This is a genomic window from Streptomyces sp. SL06, from assembly GCF_058244745.1.
The window spans coordinates 2,843,765-2,863,003 of record NZ_JBSYOT010000002.1 but is presented as its reverse complement, the minus strand read 5'-3'; the positions used below and the strand labels follow the sequence as shown (position 1 = coordinate 2,863,003).

16 protein-coding genes and 2 pseudogenes are annotated in these 19,239 nt (G+C 67.8%); 16 read left to right on the top strand and 2 right to left on the bottom strand.

Annotation, left to right across the window (positions count from 1 at the left end; translation table 11 throughout):
- Positions 1-30 precede the first annotated feature (30 nt).
- The 6 genes and pseudogenes from AC4IHM_RS12950 (at position 31) to AC4IHM_RS12925 (ending at position 7,006) form a co-directional block, all read left to right on the top strand.
- Positions 31-1,023 (top strand): glycosyltransferase family 2 protein, encoded by a 993-nt coding sequence (locus tag AC4IHM_RS12950; protein ID WP_490867207.1) that lies wholly within the window; start codon positions 31-33, stop codon positions 1,021-1,023.
- Positions 1,024-1,281: 258 nt separating this feature from the next.
- The gene (rpsL, locus tag AC4IHM_RS12945; RefSeq protein WP_003948652.1) at positions 1,282-1,653 is read left to right on the top strand and encodes a 30S ribosomal protein S12; all 372 of its coding nucleotides are present in this window, start codon (positions 1,282-1,284) and stop codon (positions 1,651-1,653) included.
- A gap of 2 nt (positions 1,654-1,655) precedes the next feature.
- Complete coding sequence (gene rpsG / locus AC4IHM_RS12940) at positions 1,656-2,126, top strand: 30S ribosomal protein S7 (protein WP_003974303.1); 471 nt, start codon at positions 1,656-1,658, stop codon at positions 2,124-2,126.
- Positions 2,127-2,165: 39 nt separating this feature from the next.
- Positions 2,166-4,293, top strand: a pseudogene (fusA, locus tag AC4IHM_RS12935) (elongation factor G).
- 169 nt (positions 4,294-4,462) lie between these two features.
- A complete protein-coding gene (gene tuf / locus AC4IHM_RS12930; RefSeq protein WP_490867206.1) occupies positions 4,463-5,656 on the top strand; it encodes an elongation factor Tu in 1,194 nt (397 codons plus the stop codon).
- A 1,098-nt stretch (positions 5,657-6,754) separates the two neighbouring features.
- A complete protein-coding gene (locus tag AC4IHM_RS12925) occupies positions 6,755-7,006 on the top strand; it encodes a hypothetical protein (RefSeq protein ID WP_490867205.1) in 252 nt (83 codons plus the stop codon).
- Positions 7,007-7,108: 102 nt separating this feature from the next.
- Here the strand turns inward: AC4IHM_RS12925 and AC4IHM_RS12920 are convergent, their stop codons facing one another.
- Positions 7,109-7,489 carry an ATP-binding protein gene (locus AC4IHM_RS12920; protein ID WP_490867204.1) on the bottom strand — a complete coding sequence of 127 codons (381 nt, stop codon included), beginning with the start codon at positions 7,487-7,489 and terminating at the stop codon, positions 7,109-7,111.
- Between the two features lie 145 nt (positions 7,490-7,634).
- Here AC4IHM_RS12920 and AC4IHM_RS12915 point away from each other — a divergent pair.
- From AC4IHM_RS12915 to AC4IHM_RS12900, 4 genes and pseudogenes are all read left to right on the top strand, one after another.
- A pseudogene (locus tag AC4IHM_RS12915) lies at positions 7,635-8,495 on the top strand (helix-turn-helix domain-containing protein).
- Positions 8,492-8,701: a DUF397 domain-containing protein gene (locus AC4IHM_RS12910; RefSeq protein ID WP_490867203.1), complete on the top strand. Its 210-nt coding sequence runs from the start codon at positions 8,492-8,494 to the stop codon at positions 8,699-8,701. The pseudogene AC4IHM_RS12915 and the gene AC4IHM_RS12910 overlap by 4 nt, the downstream one beginning before the upstream one ends.
- Positions 8,702-8,911: 210 nt before the next feature.
- Positions 8,912-10,270 carry an NADP-specific glutamate dehydrogenase gene (gdhA, locus tag AC4IHM_RS12905; protein ID WP_490867202.1) on the top strand — a complete coding sequence of 453 codons (1,359 nt, stop codon included), beginning with the start codon at positions 8,912-8,914 and terminating at the stop codon, positions 10,268-10,270.
- Positions 10,271-10,360: 90 nt separating this feature from the next.
- Positions 10,361-11,008, top strand: coding sequence for a hypothetical protein (locus tag AC4IHM_RS12900; protein ID WP_490867201.1), 648 nt, complete (start codon positions 10,361-10,363; stop codon positions 11,006-11,008).
- 2 nt (positions 11,009-11,010) lie between these two features.
- Here AC4IHM_RS12900 and AC4IHM_RS12895 read toward each other — a convergent pair whose 3' ends face one another.
- Positions 11,011-11,403 carry a hypothetical protein gene (locus AC4IHM_RS12895; protein ID WP_490867200.1) on the bottom strand — a complete coding sequence of 131 codons (393 nt, stop codon included), beginning with the start codon at positions 11,401-11,403 and terminating at the stop codon, positions 11,011-11,013.
- Between the two features lie 162 nt (positions 11,404-11,565).
- Between AC4IHM_RS12895 and AC4IHM_RS12890 the strand changes: the two genes are divergently transcribed.
- From AC4IHM_RS12890 to rplW, 6 genes are all read left to right on the top strand, one after another.
- A complete protein-coding gene (locus tag AC4IHM_RS12890) occupies positions 11,566-16,218 on the top strand; it encodes an RHS repeat-associated core domain-containing protein (protein ID WP_490867199.1) in 4,653 nt (1,550 codons plus the stop codon).
- The gene (locus AC4IHM_RS12885; protein WP_490867198.1) at positions 16,215-16,721 is read left to right on the top strand and encodes a hypothetical protein; all 507 of its coding nucleotides are present in this window, start codon (positions 16,215-16,217) and stop codon (positions 16,719-16,721) included. The genes AC4IHM_RS12890 and AC4IHM_RS12885 overlap by 4 nt, the downstream gene beginning before the upstream one ends.
- A 420-nt stretch (positions 16,722-17,141) precedes the next feature.
- A complete protein-coding gene (gene rpsJ, locus AC4IHM_RS12880) occupies positions 17,142-17,450 on the top strand; it encodes a 30S ribosomal protein S10 (protein WP_003948644.1) in 309 nt (102 codons plus the stop codon).
- A 16-nt stretch (positions 17,451-17,466) separates the two neighbouring features.
- Positions 17,467-18,111, top strand: a complete 645-nt coding sequence (rplC, locus tag AC4IHM_RS12875) for a 50S ribosomal protein L3 (RefSeq protein ID WP_210957939.1) — start codon at positions 17,467-17,469, stop codon at positions 18,109-18,111.
- Positions 18,112-18,119: 8 nt separating this feature from the next.
- Positions 18,120-18,788 carry a 50S ribosomal protein L4 gene (gene rplD / locus AC4IHM_RS12870; protein ID WP_490867197.1) on the top strand — a complete coding sequence of 223 codons (669 nt, stop codon included), beginning with the start codon at positions 18,120-18,122 and terminating at the stop codon, positions 18,786-18,788.
- Positions 18,788-19,207 carry a 50S ribosomal protein L23 gene (gene rplW / locus AC4IHM_RS12865; RefSeq protein WP_007443985.1) on the top strand — a complete coding sequence of 140 codons (420 nt, stop codon included), beginning with the start codon at positions 18,788-18,790 and terminating at the stop codon, positions 19,205-19,207. Before rplD ends, rplW begins: the two co-directional genes overlap by 1 nt.
- Positions 19,208-19,239: the final 32 nt, after the last annotated feature.

Below are 19,239 nucleotides of genomic sequence, written 5' to 3'. Positions count from 1 at the left end.
GTGCTCAGTGTCAGGGGGAGGGGAGGCGCGGTGCCCGAGGAACCGGACGGGGAACGGCACGAACCGGTCGTGCTGTCGGTCGTCATCCCGATGTACAACGAGGAAGAGGTCCTGCCGGCGCTGGTCAGCAGAGTGCGGCCGGTCCTCGCCGAGTTGGGCGTCCCGCACGAGGTCGTCGCGGTGGACGACGGCAGCGGGGACCGTACGGCGGAACTGCTCGCCGCCTTCCGGCTGGGCTGGCCGGAGCTGCGCGTGGTCGCGCTGCGGCGCAACTCCGGCCACCAGGCGGCCCTCACCGCCGGCCTGGACCGGGCCGTCGGCGCCTATGTGGTGAGCCTGGACGCCGACCTCCAGGATCCGCCGGAGAAGGTCCCCGAGATGCTGGCGCTGGCCCGCGCGGAGGGGCTCGACATCGTCTACGGGGTGCGCGCCGACCGCAGCAGCGACACCGGGTTCAAGCGGTGGACGGCGGGCGTCTACTACCGGCTCATGCGGCGCCTTGCGGGCCCCTCGGTCCCCGCGCAGGCCGGCGACTTCCGGTTGCTCAGCCGGGCCGCCGTGGACGCGCTGAAGGCGCTGCCGGACCAGCAGCGGGTGTACCGCCTGCTGGTGCCGTGGCTGGGCTTTCCGAGCGGGCAGGTGACGTACGAGCGCGCACCGCGCACCGCGGGCCGCACCAAGTACCCGCTGGGCCGCATGGTCCGCCTCGCCGTCGACAGCGTCACCGGCTTCTCTGCGGCCCCGCTGCGCATCGCCACCTGGCTGGGCGCCGGCGCGTTCGTCGTCTGCCTGGGGCTGCTGGTCTACACGCTGACCGCCTTCGCGCTGGGCCGCACGGTACCCGGCTGGACCTCGCTGTTCACCGGGGTGGTGTTCATCGGGGGAGTGCAGCTGATCTGCGTCGGCCTGCTCGGCGAGTACGTCGGGCGGATATACACGGCCGTGCAGAACCGCCCGACGTACTTCGTCCGGCACGACACGGCGGCCCCGGACGAGCCCCGGATCCCGGTGCCGCGGGGCTGAGCGGGCGGGCGGCCACCGGGGGTGGGGCACAGTTGTTTTGACCGCAGCGAATGCGGTAGGTACGCTCAGACCTTGTGCCTGGGGTGTGCCCTGGCCCTCGTGCGTGCCTACAACCGCACCGGGGCCGTGACCGGCCACCGCAATCCGCGCCTCCTTCCGCCTGGCGGCCGGGGTCCGCGGGTTCGACACACCCGACCGCGTGGGTCGGAGATGTTCCAGGTTAGCTTCACCATTCGGCACACAGAAACCGGAGAAGTAGTGCCTACGATCCAGCAGCTGGTCCGCAAGGGCCGGCAGGACAAGGTCGAGAAGAACAAGACGCCCGCACTTGAGGGTTCCCCTCAGCGTCGTGGCGTCTGCACGCGTGTGTTCACGACCACCCCGAAGAAGCCGAACTCGGCCCTGCGTAAGGTCGCGCGTGTGCGTCTGACCAGCGGGATCGAGGTCACTGCTTACATTCCGGGTGAGGGGCACAACTTGCAGGAGCACTCCATCGTGCTCGTGCGCGGCGGCCGTGTGAAGGACCTGCCGGGTGTTCGCTACAAGATCATCCGCGGTTCACTTGACACCCAGGGTGTGAAGAACCGCAAGCAGGCCCGCAGCCGCTACGGCGCCAAGAAGGAGAAGTAAGAATGCCTCGTAAGGGCCCCGCCCCGAAGCGCCCGGTCATCATCGACCCGGTCTACGGTTCTCCTCTGGTGACCTCCCTGATCAACAAGGTGCTGCTGAACGGCAAGCGCTCCACCGCCGAGCGCATCGTCTACGGCGCCATGGAGGGCCTTCGCGAGAAGACCGGCAACGACCCGGTCATCACGCTGAAGCGCGCTCTCGAGAACATCAAGCCGACCCTCGAGGTCAAGTCCCGCCGTGTCGGTGGTGCGACGTACCAGGTGCCGATCGAGGTCAAGCCCGGTCGCGCCAACACCCTCGCGCTGCGCTGGCTCGTCGGTTACTCCCGCGCCCGTCGCGAGAAGACCATGACCGAGCGTCTGCTCAACGAACTCCTCGACGCCTCCAACGGCCTCGGCGCCGCTGTGAAGAAGCGCGAGGACACGCACAAGATGGCCGAGTCCAACAAGGCCTTCGCGCACTACCGCTGGTAGTCGCTACCCACATCGAGACCGAGAGAAGACTGAAGCCTTATGGCTACCACTTCACTTGACCTGGCCAAGGTCCGCAACATCGGGATCATGGCCCACATCGACGCGGGCAAGACGACCACCACCGAGCGGATCCTGTTCTACACCGGCGTGTCGTACAAGATCGGTGAGGTCCACGACGGCGCTGCCACGATGGACTGGATGGAGCAGGAGCAGGAGCGTGGCATCACGATCACCTCTGCTGCGACCACCTGTCACTGGCCGCTCGAGGACAACGACTACACGATCAACATCATCGACACCCCGGGGCACGTCGACTTCACCGTCGAGGTGGAGCGCTCCCTGCGTGTGCTCGACGGTGCCGTGACCGTGTTCGACGGTGTCGCCGGTGTCGAGCCGCAGTCCGAGACGGTGTGGCGTCAGGCCGACCGTTACGGCGTGCCGCGCATCTGCTTCGTGAACAAGCTGGACCGCACCGGCGCCGAGTTCCACCGCTGCGTGGACATGATCTCGGACCGCCTGGGCGCCCAGCCGCTCGTCATGCAGCTCCCGATCGGTGCCGAGGCCGACTTCCAGGGCGTCGTGGACCTGGTCCGCATGAAGGCGCTCGTGTGGTCCGCCGAGGCCGCCAAGGGCGAGATGTACGACACCGTCGACATCCCGGCCACGCACACCGAGGCCGCCGAGGAGTGGCGCGGCAAGCTGGTCGAGGCCGTCGCGGAGAACGACGAAGAGATCATGGAGCTGTACCTGGAGGGCCAGGAGCCCACCGAGGAGCAGCTGTACGCCGCGATCCGTCGTATCACCATCGCCTCCGGCAAGTCCGAGGACACCACGGTCACCCCGGTGTTCTGCGGAACCGCGTTCAAGAACAAGGGCGTTCAGCCCCTGCTCGACGCGGTCGTGCGCTACCTGCCGACCCCGCTCGAACGTCGAGGCCATCGAGGGCCACGACGTCAAGGACCCCGAGGTCGTCGTCAAGCGCAAGCCGTCCGAGGACGAGCCGCTGGCCGCGCTCGCGTTCAAGATCATGAGCGACCCGCACCTGGGCAAGCTCACCTTCGTCCGGGTGTACTCCGGCCGTCTGCAGTCCGGCACCGCGGTGCTGAACTCGGTCAAGGGCCGCAAGGAGCGCATCGGCAAGATCTACCGCATGCACGCGAACAAGCGTGAGGAGATCGAGTCGGTGGGCGCCGGCGACATCGTCGCCGTCATGGGCCTGAAGCAGACCACCACCGGTGAGACGCTGTCCGACGACAAGAACCCGGTCATCCTGGAGTCCATGGACTTCCCGGCGCCGGTCATCCAGGTCGCCATCGAGCCCAAGTCGAAGGGCGACCAGGAGAAGCTGGGCGTCGCGATCCAGCGGCTGGCCGAGGAGGACCCGTCCTTCCAGGTCCACACGAACGAGGAGACGGGCCAGACCATCATCGGTGGTATGGGCGAGCTGCACCTCGAGGTGCTGGTCGACCGTATGCGCCGTGAGTTCAAGGTCGAGGCCAACGTCGGTAAGCCGCAGGTCGCCTACCGTGAGACGATTCGCAAGACCGTCGAGCGCGTGGACTACACCCACAAGAAGCAGACCGGTGGCACCGGTCAGTTCGCCAAGGTGCAGATCGCGATCGAGCCGATCGAGGGCGGCGACGCCTCGTACGAGTTCGTGAACAAGGTCACCGGTGGCCGCATCCCGAAGGAGTACATCCCTTCGGTGGACGCCGGTGCGCAGGAGGCCATGCAGTTCGGCATCCTGGCCGGCTACGAGATGACGGGCGTCCGCGTCACGCTCATCGACGGTGGCTACCACGAGGTCGACTCCTCCGAACTCGCGTTCAAGATCGCCGGTTCGCAGGCCTTCAAGGAGGCCGCGCGCAAGGCTTCGCCCGTGCTCCTGGAGCCGATGATGGCCGTCGAGGTCACCACGCCCGAGGACTACATGGGTGACGTCATCGGTGACATCAACTCCCGTCGTGGCCAGATCCAGGCCATGGAGGAGCGGATGGGTGCCCGCGTCGTCAAGGGGCTCGTGCCCCTGTCGGAGATGTTCGGCTACGTCGGAGACCTCCGCAGCAAGACATCGGGTCGCGCGAGCTACTCGATGCAGTTCGACTCCTACGCCGAGGTTCCCCGGAACGTCGCCGAGGAGATCATCGCGAAGGCCAAGGGCGAGTAACGGACTCCGTTCAACGGACCCCGTTCACACGCTTTAGGCTTGACCCCGGAGCCTGCATGGGGCATTCCGCCGCGAACCGGTGGAATGCCCTCGGCACCCGGGCTTTCCAGCAAAGATCACCTGGCGCCGATGAGTAAGGCGTACAGAACCACTCCACAGGAGGAACCCAGTGGCGAAGGCGAAGTTCGAGCGGACTAAGCCGCACGTCAACATCGGCACCATCGGTCACATCGACCACGGTAAGACGACCCTCACGGCCGCCATTACCAAGGTGCTGCACGACGCGTACCCCGACCTGAACGAGGCCTCGGCCTTCGACCAGATCGACAAGGCTCCCGAGGAGCGCCAGCGCGGTATCACCATCTCCATCGCGCACGTCGAGTACCAGACGGAGACGCGTCACTACGCGCACGTCGACTGCCCGGGTCACGCGGACTACATCAAGAACATGATCACGGGTGCCGCGCAGATGGACGGCGCCATCCTCGTGGTCGCCGCGACCGACGGCCCGATGCCGCAGACCAAGGAGCACGTGCTCCTGGCCCGCCAGGTCGGCGTTCCGTACATCGTCGTCGCCCTGAACAAGGCCGACATGGTGGACGACGAGGAGATCCTGGAGCTCGTCGAGCTCGAAGTGCGTGAGCTGCTCTCCGAGTACGAGTTCCCGGGCGACGACGTTCCCGTCGTCAAGGTCTCCGCCCTGAAGGCCCTTGAGGGCGACAAGGAGTGGGGCAACTCGGTCCTCGAGCTGATGAAGGCCGTGGACGAGGCCATCCCGGAGCCCGAGCGCGACGTTGACAAGCCGTTCCTGATGCCGATCGAGGACGTCTTCACGATCACCGGTCGTGGCACCGTCGTCACCGGTCGTATCGAGCGCGGCATCCTCAAGGTCAACGAGACCGTCGACATCATCGGCATCAAGCAGGACAAGACCACCACCACGGTCACCGGCATCGAGATGTTCCGGAAGCTCCTCGACGAGGGCCAGGCCGGTGAGAACGTCGGTCTGCTGCTTCGTGGCATCAAGCGCGAGGACGTTGAGCGCGGCCAGGTCATCATCAAGCCGGGCTCGGTCACCCCGCACACCGAGTTCGAGGCCCAGGCCTACATCCTGTCGAAGGACGAGGGTGGCCGTCACACCCCCTTCTTCAACAACTACCGTCCGCAGTTCTACTTCCGTACGACGGACGTGACCGGCGTCGTGACCCTCCCCGAGGGCACCGAGATGGTCATGCCGGGTGACAACACCGAGATGAAGGTGGAGCTCATCCAGCCCGTCGCCATGGAAGAGGGCCTGAAGTTCGCCATCCGCGAGGGTGGCCGGACCGTGGGCGCCGGCCAGGTCACCAAGATCAACAAGTAAGCACCGCTTGCTTGTCGGTCCGCCGACCTGACATGGGCTGATGCCTGAGAGGGCCCGTACGACTTCGGTCGTACGGGCCCTTTCGCACGGCCGGACCGGGGTCGGGTCAACAGCCTTCGGTGGGACATCACTCGTTCGCAGGAACCATTGGCATATGCCCTTGGTCCCTTCTTCGTGCGGCCTACCTTTCCTGCATGGTCAGTTCATCCCATGAGGCGCTGCAAAGGATCTTCCAGGAGGATCCGGCCCTCTTCGCACGTGCCGTCAAGAGCCTCGGCATCACCTTCGCCGAGCCCGTCTCGGCCCTGCCCTTCCCCACCGATCTCACCGAAAACCGCCCGGTGGAGCGGCGTGTGGACACGCTGCTGCGCATGGACACGGGGGGTGGCGACAGGTTCCTCCTCGCCGTGGAGTCGCAGGGGAAGCCGGACTCCGACAAGCCGTCCAGTTGGGCGTACTACTTGTCGCACCTGCACGCCAAGTACCGTCTCCCGCCGGTCCTCCTGGTCGTCTGCGCCGACCGCCGCACCGCCGCCTGGGCGGCTCAGCACGTCGACATCGGGCCCGCGCAGTGGCCCTCTCTCACGGTGCGGCCGCTCGTCCTCGGGCCGGACAACCTGCCGGTGATCGACAGTCCCGACGAGGCGGCGCGTGACATTCCGCTGACCGTCCTCTCCGCGGCTCTGCACCGCTGGGATCCGGATGCCGATGCCATACTGAAAGCGCTGGCGACGGCGTTGAAGGGCCTGTCGGCCGAAGACGAGAACACTGCAAGCATCTTCATCGAACTCACGGAACAAGGCCTCGGCGAGACGCCGGCCGCGAACCTATGGAGGCAGATCATGGCCGCCGATCTCTCCTTCTTCCAGTCGCAGACCGCGCAGAACCTTCGGGCGGAGGGCAGGGCAGAGGGTCGGGCCGAGGACATCCTGGTGCTTCTGAGGAGCCGGGGGATCGAGGTGTCCGAGGACGAGCGGGCACGCATCCTGGGCTGTGGGGATTCTGAGATCCTGGGTGTTTGGTTTGAGCGGGCGATCTGGCTGCGTCGGCGGCTGAGTTGTTCGTGGATGCCGGGACCGAAGCCGAAGGCTGAGTCGTATGGAGCGGGATCTGTCCTTCTTCCAGTCGCGGACGGCGCAGAGCCTTCGGGCGGAGGGCCGCGAGGAGGGTCGGGTCGCTGGTTGGGTCGAGAGCATTCTCGTGTTGCTGGAACGGCGGGGTGTTGTGGTGTCCGACGCCGAGCGCAATCGGGTTCTGGGGTGTGGCGATCTGGACACCTTGGGGCTCTGGCTCACGCGGGCGGTCACGGCGAAGTCTGCGGACGAGTTGTTCGTGGTCGACGTGGAGTGAGAGGCGGTCATTCGCGGATGGCCGCAGCCCCCCTCGGACCCGAGGGGGGCTGCGGCCCGGGTGCCGTGTGTGATGCCGTCGAGGTCGGGGTCCGGCACGTGCTCACCGCGTCCCAGGCGCCGCCAAGCCCAGCTTGGCCCACACGGTCTTGCGTGGAAACCTCCTCTCGATCACGCCCCAGCGGTCCGCCAGCGCTTCGACGAGCAGCAGGCCACGGCCGCGTTCCGCGTCGGGAGCGGGTGTCTGCGGGCAGGGCAGCCGCTCACTCCTGGTGTCGGTGACCTCGATACGCAGGGTGTCCCCGACGACGTAGAGCGTGAGGCGGAAATCGCGGCCGGGGACGCGTCCGTGATCTGCCGCGTTCGAGGCCGGCTCCGCGACCAGTTGGCGTGCCGGGTCCAGGGGGAGGCCCCACGAGCGCAACTGCTCGGTCGCGAGCAGGCGGGCAAGGCGGGCACCGCGCGGCGTGGGGGACAGCGGCACGCTGAAGTTGCGTACAGCGAGAGGTGACTCATCGGGTACGTACGGTGACTGTCCGGTGGTTGTCCAGCGCTGTCCGGGCTGTCAGGACGGGCCCTGCGGGTAGGGCGCCGGGGGCAATGCAGAGAGTACGACGAAGGGGCGCGGGATGGTGGTCGAGGCGGAGGCGGGCCGGCTAAAGGGCGGGGCGGACGAGTCGGGTTGGGAGGTCGACCCGGACGACGAGTGGGGTATCGCGGTCATCACGACGGTGGGGGCGGCAGTTGAAGCCGCGTCAGGAGGCCGTAGGGATGCGCGCCGCGGACTTCGGGCTGGCGGTCGGGTACGGGGAGGACGTCGTCTACAAGGTCGAGGGCGGCAAGCGGATTCCCCGGCAGGAGTATCTGGACAGGGCCGACGAGGTACTCGACGCGGGTGGGCTCATCGCGGCGACCTGGGAGGACGTGAAGAAGGTCCGGTACCCGAAGAAGGTACGGGAGCTGGGGAAGATGGAGGGCAAGGCGGCTGAGATCGGGGTCTATGAGTGCAACATCATCCCGGGCTTGTTGCAGACGCCGGAGCATGTGCGGATCTTGATCGGGGCAGCGCAACCGCCGTACTCACCGGACGACGTGCAACGCATGGTGGCCGCTCGGCTGGCCAGGCGGTCGGTCTTCGAACGCGACCCCGCTCCGTCCATCCACTTCGTGGTGGAAGAGGCGCCGCTGCGTCGACAGGTTGGGGGCACAATGGTGTGGCAACGGCAGCTCGAACACCTGCTGGAGGTGGGGCGATTGAATTGCGTCACGCTTCAGATCATGCCGACCAACACGGAAGCTCACCCCGGCTTGGACGGCCGAATCGGGCTGCTGAAGTTCCCGGACGGTACGGCAGTGGGGCGAGCCGACGGCCTGTTTCCGACCCAAAACAACTCCGCGTCGTAGAGCTGCAATATGGCACCATCCGGGCGCAGGCCCTCCCCCCGAGGGAGTCGCTGGCCCCCATCGCGAGAGTGCTGGGAGAGACATGATGCGCAAGGCCTCCGCCGAGGACGCCTCCGAGCCGGCGTGGTTCAAGAGCAGCTACAGCGGCGGTACCAACGGCGAGTCCTGCGTCGAAATCGCCACCGCCCCCGGCGTGATCCACGTCCGCGACTCCAAGATCACGGACGGTGCCCGGCTGGCGCTCACCCCCGGTGCCTGGGCGGACTTCGTCCCGTACGCCTCTGAGAGCTGACGCCCCCCCCCGCAGGTACTCCGCCAAAGCGTGAACACTTTCCCCCAAAGTGTTCACGCTTTGCGGGGAGGCTCCCGCGGCCGAAGGGTGTGAATATTCGGTCTCACATCGTGGTCACACCCTGCTCAGGGTGCTGGCCAGGATGTTTACATGCGCGTAACACCCAAGTGTCCCACGCGCGGCGACAGCGCCGTGCCAGAAAGGGCCCCCGTGACGACGCTAAGCCAGACCAGGATCACGCTCGACCGCCTCCTCGCCGAGATCGAGCACCGCGACCCGGCCCAGCCCGAGTTCCACCAGGCCGCCCGTGAGGTGCTGGAGACGCTCGCGCCGGTGCTGGCGGCCCGGCCCGAGTACGCCGAACCGGGCCTGGTCGAGCGGCTGGTCGAGCCGGAGCGGCAGGTCGTCTTCCGGGTGCCGTGGCAGGACGACCAGGGCCGGGTGCGCGTCAACCGCGGCTTCCGGGTCGAGTTCAACAGCGCGCTGGGCCCGTACAAGGGCGGCCTGCGCTTCCACCCCTCCGTCAATCTGGGCGTCATCAAGTTCCTGGGCTTCGAGCAGATATTCAAGAACGCACTGACCGGCCTCGGCATCGGCGGCGGCAAGGGCGGCAGCGACTTCGACCCACGCGGGCGCAGCGACGCGGAGATCATGCGGTTCTGCCAGTCGTTCATGACGGAGCTGTACCGGCACATCGGCGAGCACACCGACGTCCCGGCGGGAGACATCGGCGTCGGCGGCCGGGAGATCGGCTACCTGTTCGGCCAGTACCGCCGGATCACCAACCGCTGGGAGGCCGGTGTCCTCACCGGCAAGGGCGCGGGCTGGGGCGGCTCACTGGTCCGCCCGGAGGCGACCGGATACGGCAACGTGCTCTTCGCGGCGGCGATGCTGCGCGAGCGCGGTGAGGACCTGGAGGGGCAGACGGCGGTCGTCTCGGGCTCCGGAAACGTCGCGATCCACACCGTCGAGAAGCTCGCCGCCCTCGGTGCGAACGCCGTGACCTGCTCGGACTCCTCCGGCTACGTCGTCGACGAGAAGGGCATCGACGTAGAGCTGCTGAGGCGGGTCAAGGAGGTCGAGCGCGGCCGGGTCGGCACGTACGCCGAGCGCCGGGGCTCCTCGGCCCGCTTCGTGCCCGGCGGAAGCGTCTGGGACGTTCCGGCCGACGTCGCGCTCCCGTCGGCCACGCAGAACGAGCTGGACGAAAACGACGCCGCGACCCTGATCCGCAACGGCGTGAAGGCGGTCTCGGAGGGCGCGAACATGCCGGCGACGCGCGAGGCCGTGCGCCTGTTCCAGCGCTCCGGCGTCGCCTTCGGGCCCGGCAAGGCGGCCAACGCGGGCGGCGTCGCGGTCAGCGCCCTGGAGATGGCGCAGAACCACGCCCGTACGTCCTGGACGGCGGCGCGGGTCGAGGAGGAGCTGACCCGCATCATGGACGACATCCACACCACCTGCCACGAGACCGCCGAGCGCTACGGCGCCCCCGGCGACTACGTGACCGGCGCGAACATCGCGGGCTTCGAGCGGGTGGCGGACGCGATGCTGGCCCAGGGCGTCATCTGAGCGTCGCCGGACGCCGTGGGAGGATGACGGCACGCACGAACCCCTGACCGAGCGAACCCCTGCCCGAACGAACGGAAGGCCGCAGAAGCCGTGGCCCGCTACACCGAAGCACTCACCGTCGAACGCGGCGGGTTCCGGATCAAGGTGCCCGAGTCCTGGTGGGAGTTCGACGTACGTCCGGAGTCGCGGGACGACTCGATCCGGCGCATGGTCGACGAGCGGGTCCGCCGCTACCCCGAACTGGAGCCGTCCCGCGCCGCGTTCGTCACCTTCCTGCAGAAGGCCGCGTCCGACGCGTGGAAGTCCGGCGCGCTGTACTGCGGTTGCATGGCGGAGAGCTTCGGCGGCGACACCCCGATCACCGGCTCGGTGACGGTCTCGCTGGTCGGCGGCCGTACGTCCTCCGGCGACCCGCTGCCCACCGACCCGGCCGCCATCGCGGGCCAACTCGCCGTCAAGGAGCCGAGGAAGCCCGGCGACTCCTGGCGCGAGGTGACGACCGTCGACATCCCCGGCGTGGGCCCGGCGGCCCGTACCCGGGGCATCGAGGACATCGCCGTTCCCGGCGACGCCCTGAACCGCACCGTCCGCGCGGTCCTCATGCAGACGTTCATCCCGGTCCCCGGTCAGGAGGGCAAGGTCGCCCTGGTCGCGGGCAGCAGCCAGGTCCTCGACCTCGCGGACTCCTTCTTCGACATCTTCGACGCGATCACGTCGACGTTCCGCTTCGTGAGCTGAGTTCAGGGGCTGAGTCCAGGGGCTGAGGACGACCCCGCGGCCGATTCGGGGCCGGCCACTTTCGCCAGCCGGGACAGCAGCCTGGCGTAGACCGTGGTCGCCGCCGCGACGACGGTCGCGATGCAGGCGAGGGCCATGATGCCGAGCAGCGCCGGCCACTGGCGCAGCTCGCTGTCACAGACGGAGCCGGCCCGCTGGAACGGGGCCAACAGCGGGCCCTCGCAGCGGGGATCACCGTCGTAGGACTCGGGGCCGTACGAGGAGAGCATCAGGATCGCGAAGCAGATCCACAGCGCGAGCGCCAGCAGAATCCACCCGATCGACCACTTGTCCACCCGCCCGGCGGCCCGCAGTGTCCGCGACGCCTCACTCTCGCCTGCACCGGCCTCCGCCACGTCATCCCCCCGATGTTCGAGCGCGTCTCGTCGCCCGACCCTAACGTGATGATCACGTGGGGCTGTCGGTGCCACCCTTTTCCACACACGGCTGTGCCTTGTAAGTTCACGTGTGCGTAGGGTCGTTGTCGCTGATGCGTGTGTGTTGACGGGGGTTGCGGGATGGCGGGCCACAGGCCGAGTGACTGGCATGTCCTGGACCTGGACAAGGACCCGACTCCGGGTGATCCGCATCGGGTGCGGACGCTCGCGAAGACGCTGCACGACTTCGCCGACGACGTGTCGGAGGCGTTGCGTCTGGTGAAGGGGATGGCGGGGGAGTCGACGCTCGCGGAGTGGGCGGGGAAGTCGGCCGCGGTCTTCAAGGAGGAGTTCTCGGGTGTTCCGAAGAACTTGAGGAAGCTGGAGAAGTCGTACGCGATGTGCGGCGACGCGCTGGCGGACTTCTGGCCGAAGCTGGAGCGGGCGCAGGCCTTGGCGGACAAGGCGCTGGTGAAGGCGCGGGAGGCCCGTGAGGATCTGACGTTGGCGCAGTCGAAGTTGTCCTCGGCGGATTCGTGGGTGACGCGGGCGTCGAAGGAGGCGGACAAGTACAAGGACGATCCGACGGGCAGCAGGTCGGACGCGGACGAGCCGGACGAGGCCAGGGTCCGCGCGGCCACGCGGGACGCGCAGCAGGCCAGGACGGCGCGGACGAAGGCGCAGTCGGCGGTGGCCGACGCGCACAGTGCGCTGGACGCGGCGAAGAAGATGGCGGCGGACGCGCGCCGGATGCGTGAGGACGCGGCCCGGGAGGCCAAGAACAAGATCGACGAGGCGTCCGACGCGGGTATCCAGAACCGGTCGTGGTGGGAGGACATCGGCGACTGGTTCACGGACAACTGGGACAACATCGTCGCGGTCTGCAAGGTGGTCGTCGCGATCGTCGGCATCGTCGCGATGATCATCGGCGGCCCGATCCTGGGCGCAATCGTCCTGATCGCGGCCCTCGTGGTACTGGCGGACACGCTCTACAAATACAGCAAGGGCCAGGCGTCCCTGTGGGACGTGGGCCTGGCCGCCCTCGACTGCATCCCCGGCATGAAGGGCCTCACCACCCTCGGGGGGCTCGCCAAGGGGATGAAGGCGGCGGGCAAGCTGGGGCTCAAGGGCATGACGCAGGGGGTCAAAGGACTGGGCAGGTCGCTCAGAGGCGGCGCGGGCAACCTCGTGCAGCGGAGCAAGGCACTTGCCGGACGATGCCCCGGTGGCGACCCCATCGACATGGTCACCGGCGAAATGCTGATGTACGACACCGACGTCGAGCTGCCCGGGGTTCTGACGCTGGCGCTGAAGCGCACACATCTCTCGACGTACCGAGAAGGCCGGTGGTTCGGCAGGTCATGGGCGTCCACGCTCGACGAACGGGTCGAACTGGACGCCGAAGGGGTGCTGTTCGCCGCCGAGGACGGCATGATCCTCGCGTATCCGGTGCCCGTCCCCGGTGCGCCCGCCCTGCCTCTCGAAGGCCCGCGATGGCCGTTGGAATGGGACGGGCCCAACCGTGGCACCCTGCGCATCCATGACCCGGCGCTCGGTGTGACACGGCACTTCTCAGTGGTTGCCGAGCCGCTGCCGGACATGCCGTACACCTTGGCGCTGTCCGCGATCACGGACCGGAACGACAATCGCGTCGACATCACCCGCAGTGCCGACGGTGCTCCGACCGCGGTTCAGCACTCGGCCGGCTACCACGTCGAGGTCGAGACGACGGACGGCCTGGTCACGAGCCTGCGGTTGCGTCACGGTGCCCACACCGACGACACGACGACCCTTCTTCGCTACGCGTATTCGGCCGACCGCAACCTCACGCAGATCGTCAATTCCTCCGGTCTGCCCTTCCGGCTCGAATACGACGACCGAGCACGCGTTGTCTCCTGGACCGACCGGAACGGCAGCTGGTACCGGTTCAGGTACGACGGAGACGATCGCTGCGTCGCGGGCCGGGGCGCCGACGGCCACCTGAACTGCGTCATCGACTACGACTCCGCGCCGCGCGTCACCGCGTACACGAACTCGCTCGGCCACGTCACCCGGTTCGAGCACAACGAGTTGCTGCAACTCGTGCGGGTGACCGATCCGCTGGAGCGCCAGGAATCGCTCGAATGGGATCGTCACGGCCGGCTGCTCAAGCAGATCGACCCCGTGGGACGGGAGACCACGTACACCTACGACGACGCGGGCAACGTCACTTCCATCGCCGGCCCCGACGGGCGCCGGGCGACCGCGGAGTACAACCAGTGGCACCTTCCCGTGGTGACGGTGGGTGGCGACGGAGCCGTGCGCACCTATTCCTACGACGACCGTGGAAACCGTACGGCGGTGGTGGAGCCGGGAGGCGCCAGGACCAGCTTCACCTATGGATCAGGCGGTGCCCTCACCGGCATCACCGACCCGCTGGGTTCGAAGGTGTCCATCGTGACGAATGCCGCCGGTCTGCCGGTGAGGGTCGCGAACCCGACGGGCGCGTTCGTCGAGTACGGCCGTGACCCCTTCGGCCGCGTCGACTCGGTCGTCGACCCGCTCGGCGGTGTCACCCGCATCTCGTGGACGCCGGAGGGGAGGAGAACACGGAGGACCGCGGCCGACGGCAGCGTGGAGAACTGGATCTGGGACGCGGAGGGGAATCTCCTCGCCCACACCGACCCCGGCGGAGCGACCACCACGTCGGTCTACTCGCACTTCGACCTGTTGGTGAGCAGGACCGACCCCGCGGGCGCGGTGCTCCGCTTCGAGCACGACACCGAGCTTCGGCTCACCGCGGTCACCGACAGCCGCGGGCGGTCCTGGCGGTACACCTATGACGCCGCGGGCCGACTGGCCGCGGAACAGGACTTCGACGGACGCTCGCTCAGCTATGTGCGAGACGAGGTGGGCCGTCTGGTCAAGCAGGTCAATGGCGCCGGTGAGAGCGTCGAGTACCTGCGTGACGTGATCGGCAACGTGGTCGAGAAGCGTGCCGGGGACTCGACCACGGTGTTCCGGTACGACGACGCCGGGCGGCTGGCGGAGGCGCTGTCGCCCGGCGTCCGGCTCACCCTCGCGCACGACGAGTACGGCCGGGTGACAAAGGAGACCGTCAACGGGCGGACCAGCAGCTTCCGCTACGACATCGCCGGGCGTCGTACGACGCGTGTCACTCCGACGGGAGCCGAGAGCAGCTGGTCGTACACCATGGACGGCCTGCCGCACGAGCTGGTGGCCTCCGAAGGCGCCCTGCGGTTCGACTACGACGCCGCGGGCAGGGAGACGGAGATCCGGCTGGGCGACGGACCGGCGGTGGCGCAGTCCTGGGACGCGCTGCACCGCATGCGCAGCCAGACGGTCGTCCGCGCGGGACACGGGACTGCCGAAGCGGCGTCCGTCGACCGTCAGTACATCCATGGTGCCGCCGGTCCCGTGGAGGTACTCGAACGCCGGGGCGGCAGGAAGCGCTATGCCCTGGACGCGGCCGGCCGGCCCACCGGAGTCAGCGCGGAGGGATGGAGTGAAAGCTATGCGTACGACGGTGGGGGACGCGTGGTCGCCGTCTCTCACCGGGAGACCGCGGACGGTGCCGGTGAGGAAGCCGCGCAGCGATTCGCCTACGCGGGAAACCGGCTGACGCGAGCCGGGCGTATCCGTTACGCGTACGACTCCCAGGGCCGGGTGGTCCGGCGGACCTGCCGAACGCTGTCGGGACTCCGCAGGAGCTGGACCTACACCTGGAACGCCGACGACCGGCTGACGGGCCTCGTCACGCCGGACGGAACGACCTGGCGCTACACCTACGACCCCCTCGGACGCCGGGTGGCGAAGGAGCGTCTCGGCTCCTCGGGGGAGGTCGAGGAGGCGGTGTTCTTCGTCTGGGACGGCAGCCGGCTCGCGGAGGAGATCCATGAGCGCGCTTCCGGAGCCCGTACCAGCATCACGTGGGAGTACACGCCCGACAGCCATCGGGCAGTGGCTCAGTGCACGCGTGAATGGCTCCGAGACGCTCCGCAGGACGAGGTCGACCAGAGATTCCGGCTGATAGTGAGCGATCTCGCCGGGAGTCCCGCCGAACTGCTCGCCCCGGACGGAAACGTGACCTGGAAGAACAGGTCGAGCCTCTGGGGCGCACCACGGGACCCTCAGTCGGCGGAGGAAGAATGCCCACTTCGTTTCCCCGGGCAGTATTTCGACGCCGAGAGTGGTCTGCACTACAACCACTTCCGGTATTACGACCCGTACACCACGCGGTACATCTCGCCCGACCCGCTGGGGCTGGCCGCCGGGCCCGACCACTACGCGTACGTGGTCAACCCGCTGGTCTGGTCCGACCCTCTGGGGCTTCAGAGCTGCCCCACGTTCAAGGGGCTCGCCTGGCTGACCGAAAAGATGCTGAAGCGCCCTTCGTTCAGGTACCAGCGCGTCGTGTCCGGTACGGACTACGAGCAGATATGGAAGCTGTCCGACGGTCGGGCGGTGCATGTGGACGGCGGCCCCACCAACGGCTGGATCATGGAGGCCAAGTTCACCGGCGGACGGGAGAGCGAGTGGGCGAAGTCCGCCTACAATCCCGAGAGTTCTTTCTACAACGAGACAAAAATTACCGATCAGGCCGCCAAGCTGCTGAAATTGAATGAGGAAATGGGCGGGAATGGTGTGCGCTACGCGATATCGAACGAGGCGGGCGCTGCTCACTTCCGTGAAGTACTCGGAACTCATTTCCCGGAGGCGATGGCAAATGGTACGCTGTCGGTATTTCATGTGCCCGGAAATGGTATGAGCGGAATGAGTAAATGGTTGACGTGAGCGCGGAATTGAGTCAGCTGTCCGACCTCGACGAACTCACCGGGCCGGCGGCGGCAGCCGTTCTCGACGCCGCGGGCTGGGCCGGCGAGCGCAGGAATCCGGCGAAGGAGTGGGCGACGACCTGGCGGCGCGCCGACGCCCATGCGTGGATCCAGGGTGACGGCCCCTCGGTGCAGGTGGAGTTCACCGTCTGGCACCGAGACGTTGATGACGAGCAGCCTGACCCGGACACCTACATCGACGACCTCTATGACGCGGCCGCCGCGGAGCTTCCGGGCGTCGTCGCCCAGCTGGAGTCCGGGCCTCTCGGGGCCGGGCTGGAGAGGGTCGACGAGGACCTGACGGACGGCGTGGACTACATCGACCACACCGCGTGGCGGATCTCGGACAAGGTCGTCCTGGCCGGCGTCAAGCACGACGACACGGACGTGCCGGTGCAGTTGGTCGTGCTGGTGCGCGCTTACGGGGTCGGCGCGGAGGGCGACGGGGGAGAGTGGCTTTAACGGCGGCGGCAGTGGCCCCGGGTTTGATCCACGTCACCCCCGGGGTATTCTCTCCGCCCCGATTGGCCAGCCCCACCCCCCGTATGGCAAACTAGCGGGGTTGCTCGGTCGAGTGCCGATGCTGCGCGCCTCCCGCCGGGGGGACCGGAAGCGAGTCCCACAGTACTCGTCGCCCCAGGGGCGGACGTACGGGAATCTTCCGGGAAGTGTCAGCGGGGTGCAGGCCAGGCGCCCGGTGGGCCTCTCGTCCCCGCCCGCGGTTCCGGAAGGGCCCGCACTCCCATCGCAGGGAAGTCCCGAAAAGGGACATCCGTGTCAGCGGGAGCGCGACACGCCCGACCGCGTGGGTCGGAGGGGGAGCGGAATGACAAGGGATCACCGGGTCCAGAGCGTTACGAGAGACAGGACTACTGAGTAGCCATGGCGGGACAGAAGATCCGCATCCGGCTCAAGGCCTACGACCACGAGGTCATCGACTCTTCGGCGAAGAAGATCGTCGAGACGGTGACTCGCACTGGTGCGTCGGTCGCGGGCCCGGTGCCGCTGCCCACTGAGAAGAACGTGTACTGCGTCATCAAGTCGCCGCACAAGTACAAGGACTCGCGCGAGCACTTCGAGATGCGCACGCACAAGCGCCTGATCGACATCCTCGACCCGACCCCCAAGACCGTTGACTCTCTGATGCGACTCGACCTCCCGGCCGGTGTCGACATCGAGATCAAGCTCTGAGGGCGGTGATCTGAAGATGACCAAGCAGATCAAGGGCATCCTGGGCGAGAAGCTCGGCATGACGCAGGTGTGGGACGAGAACAACCGCGTTGTTCCGGTCACCGTCGTCAAGGCCGGCCCCAACGTCGTCACCCAGGTCCGCACGAACGACGCCGACGGCTACGAGTCCGTCCAGATCGCGTTCGGCGAGATCGACCCGCGCAAGGTGAACAAGCCCCTCAAGGGCCACTTCGCCAAGGCCGACGTCACCCCTCGCCGCCACCTCGTCGAGATCCGCACGGCCGACGCCGCCGAGTACACGCTCGGTCAGGAAGTCACCGCCGAGGTCTTCGAGTCCGGCGTGAAGGTCGACGTCACCGGCAAGAGCAAGGGCAAGGGCTTCGCCGGTGTCATGAAGCGTCACAACTTCAAGGGCCTCGGCGCCGGACACGGCACCCAGCGCAAGCACCGCTCGCCCGGTTCCATCGGTGGCTGCGCCACCCCGGGCCGCGTGTTCAAGGGCCTCCGCATGGCCGGCCGCATGGGCAACGAGCGGGTCACCACCCAGAACCTGACCGTCCACGCCGTTGACGCGGAGAAGGGTCTGCTGCTCATCAAGGGCGCGGTTCCCGGTCCGAACGGCGGCCTCGTCCTGGTCCGCACTGCGGCCAAGGGGGCCTGAGTAAGCCGATGAGTACTTCGACCAGCATTGACATTCTTTCGCCTGCCGGCGAGAAGACCGGAAGCGTCGAACTCCCCGCGGAGATCTTCGGCGTGGAGAAGATCAGCATCCCGCTGATCCACCAGGTCGTCGTCGCGCAGAACGCCGCCGCCCGCCAGGGCACGCACAAGACCAAGCGTCGCGGCGAGGTCCGCGGTGGCGGCAAGAAGCCGTACCGCCAGAAGGGCACCGGCCGCGCCCGCCAGGGTTCGACCCGTGCGCCGCAGTTCGCCGGCGGTGGCGTCGTCCACGGCCCGCAGCCGCGTGACTACTCGCAGCGGACCCCGAAGAAGATGAAGGCCGCGGCCCTGCGCCACGCCCTCACCGACCGGGCCCGCCACAACCGCATCCACGTCGTCACCGGCGTCATCGAGGGCGAGAACCCGTCCACGAAGGCCGCCCGGACGCTGTTCGGCAAGATCTCGGAGCGCAAGAACCTGCTCCTGGTCGTCGACCGCGCCGACGAGGCCGCGTGGCTGTCCGCCCGCAACCTGCCCCAGATCCACATCCTGGAGCCGGGCCAGCTGAACACGTACGACGTTCTCGTCTCGGACGACGTGGTCTTCACCCAGGCCGCTTTCGAGTCCTTCGTGTCCGGCCCCGCCAAGGCCGCCGACACCGAAGGGAGCGAGGCCTGATGGCTACGCGTCACCCGAGCATCGCCTCCAAGGCGGCCAAGGCCGCCAAGGCCGCGCGCGTCGCCAAGGCGCGCCGCCACGAGGCCGAGGGCAAGAACACCGTCGTCACCCCGGCCAGCAAGGCGTTCACGGACCCCCGTGACGTACTGCTGAAGCCGGTCGTGTCCGAGAAGAGCTACGCGCTCCTCGACGAGAACAAGTACACGTTCATCGTCGCGCCGGGCTCCAACAAGACCCAGATCAAGGAGGCCGTCCAGGCGGTCTTCTCGGTCAAGGTCACCGGGGTCAACACGATCAACCGCCAGGGCAAGCGCAAGCGCACCCGCACCGGCTTCGGCAAGCGTGCCGACAGCAAGCGCGCGATCGTGACCCTTGCCGAGGGCGACCGTATCGACATCTTCGGCGGTCCGACCTCCTGACGGGAGGTCCGGATCGTCCCGGATTTCGGAAC

Excerpts from the sequence above, each read along its gene's own strand:
- rpsG (WP_003974303.1), top strand. The coding sequence starts at position 1,656 with ATGCCTCGTAAGGGCCCCGCCCCGAAGCGCCCGGTCATCATCGACCCG.
- AC4IHM_RS12925 (WP_490867205.1), top strand. The coding sequence starts at position 6,755 with ATGGAGCGGGATCTGTCCTTCTTCCAGTCGCGGACGGCGCAGAGCCTT.
- AC4IHM_RS12910 (WP_490867203.1), top strand. The coding sequence starts at position 8,492 with ATGATGCGCAAGGCCTCCGCCGAGGACGCCTCCGAGCCGGCGTGGTTC.
- AC4IHM_RS12890 (WP_490867199.1), top strand. The coding sequence starts at position 11,566 with ATGGCGGGCCACAGGCCGAGTGACTGGCATGTCCTGGACCTGGACAAG.
- rpsJ (WP_003948644.1), top strand. The coding sequence starts at position 17,142 with ATGGCGGGACAGAAGATCCGCATCCGGCTCAAGGCCTACGACCACGAG.
- rplC (WP_210957939.1), top strand. The coding sequence starts at position 17,467 with ATGACCAAGCAGATCAAGGGCATCCTGGGCGAGAAGCTCGGCATGACG.
- rplD (WP_490867197.1), top strand. The coding sequence starts at position 18,120 with ATGAGTACTTCGACCAGCATTGACATTCTTTCGCCTGCCGGCGAGAAG.
- rplW (WP_007443985.1), top strand. The coding sequence starts at position 18,788 with ATGGCTACGCGTCACCCGAGCATCGCCTCCAAGGCGGCCAAGGCCGCC.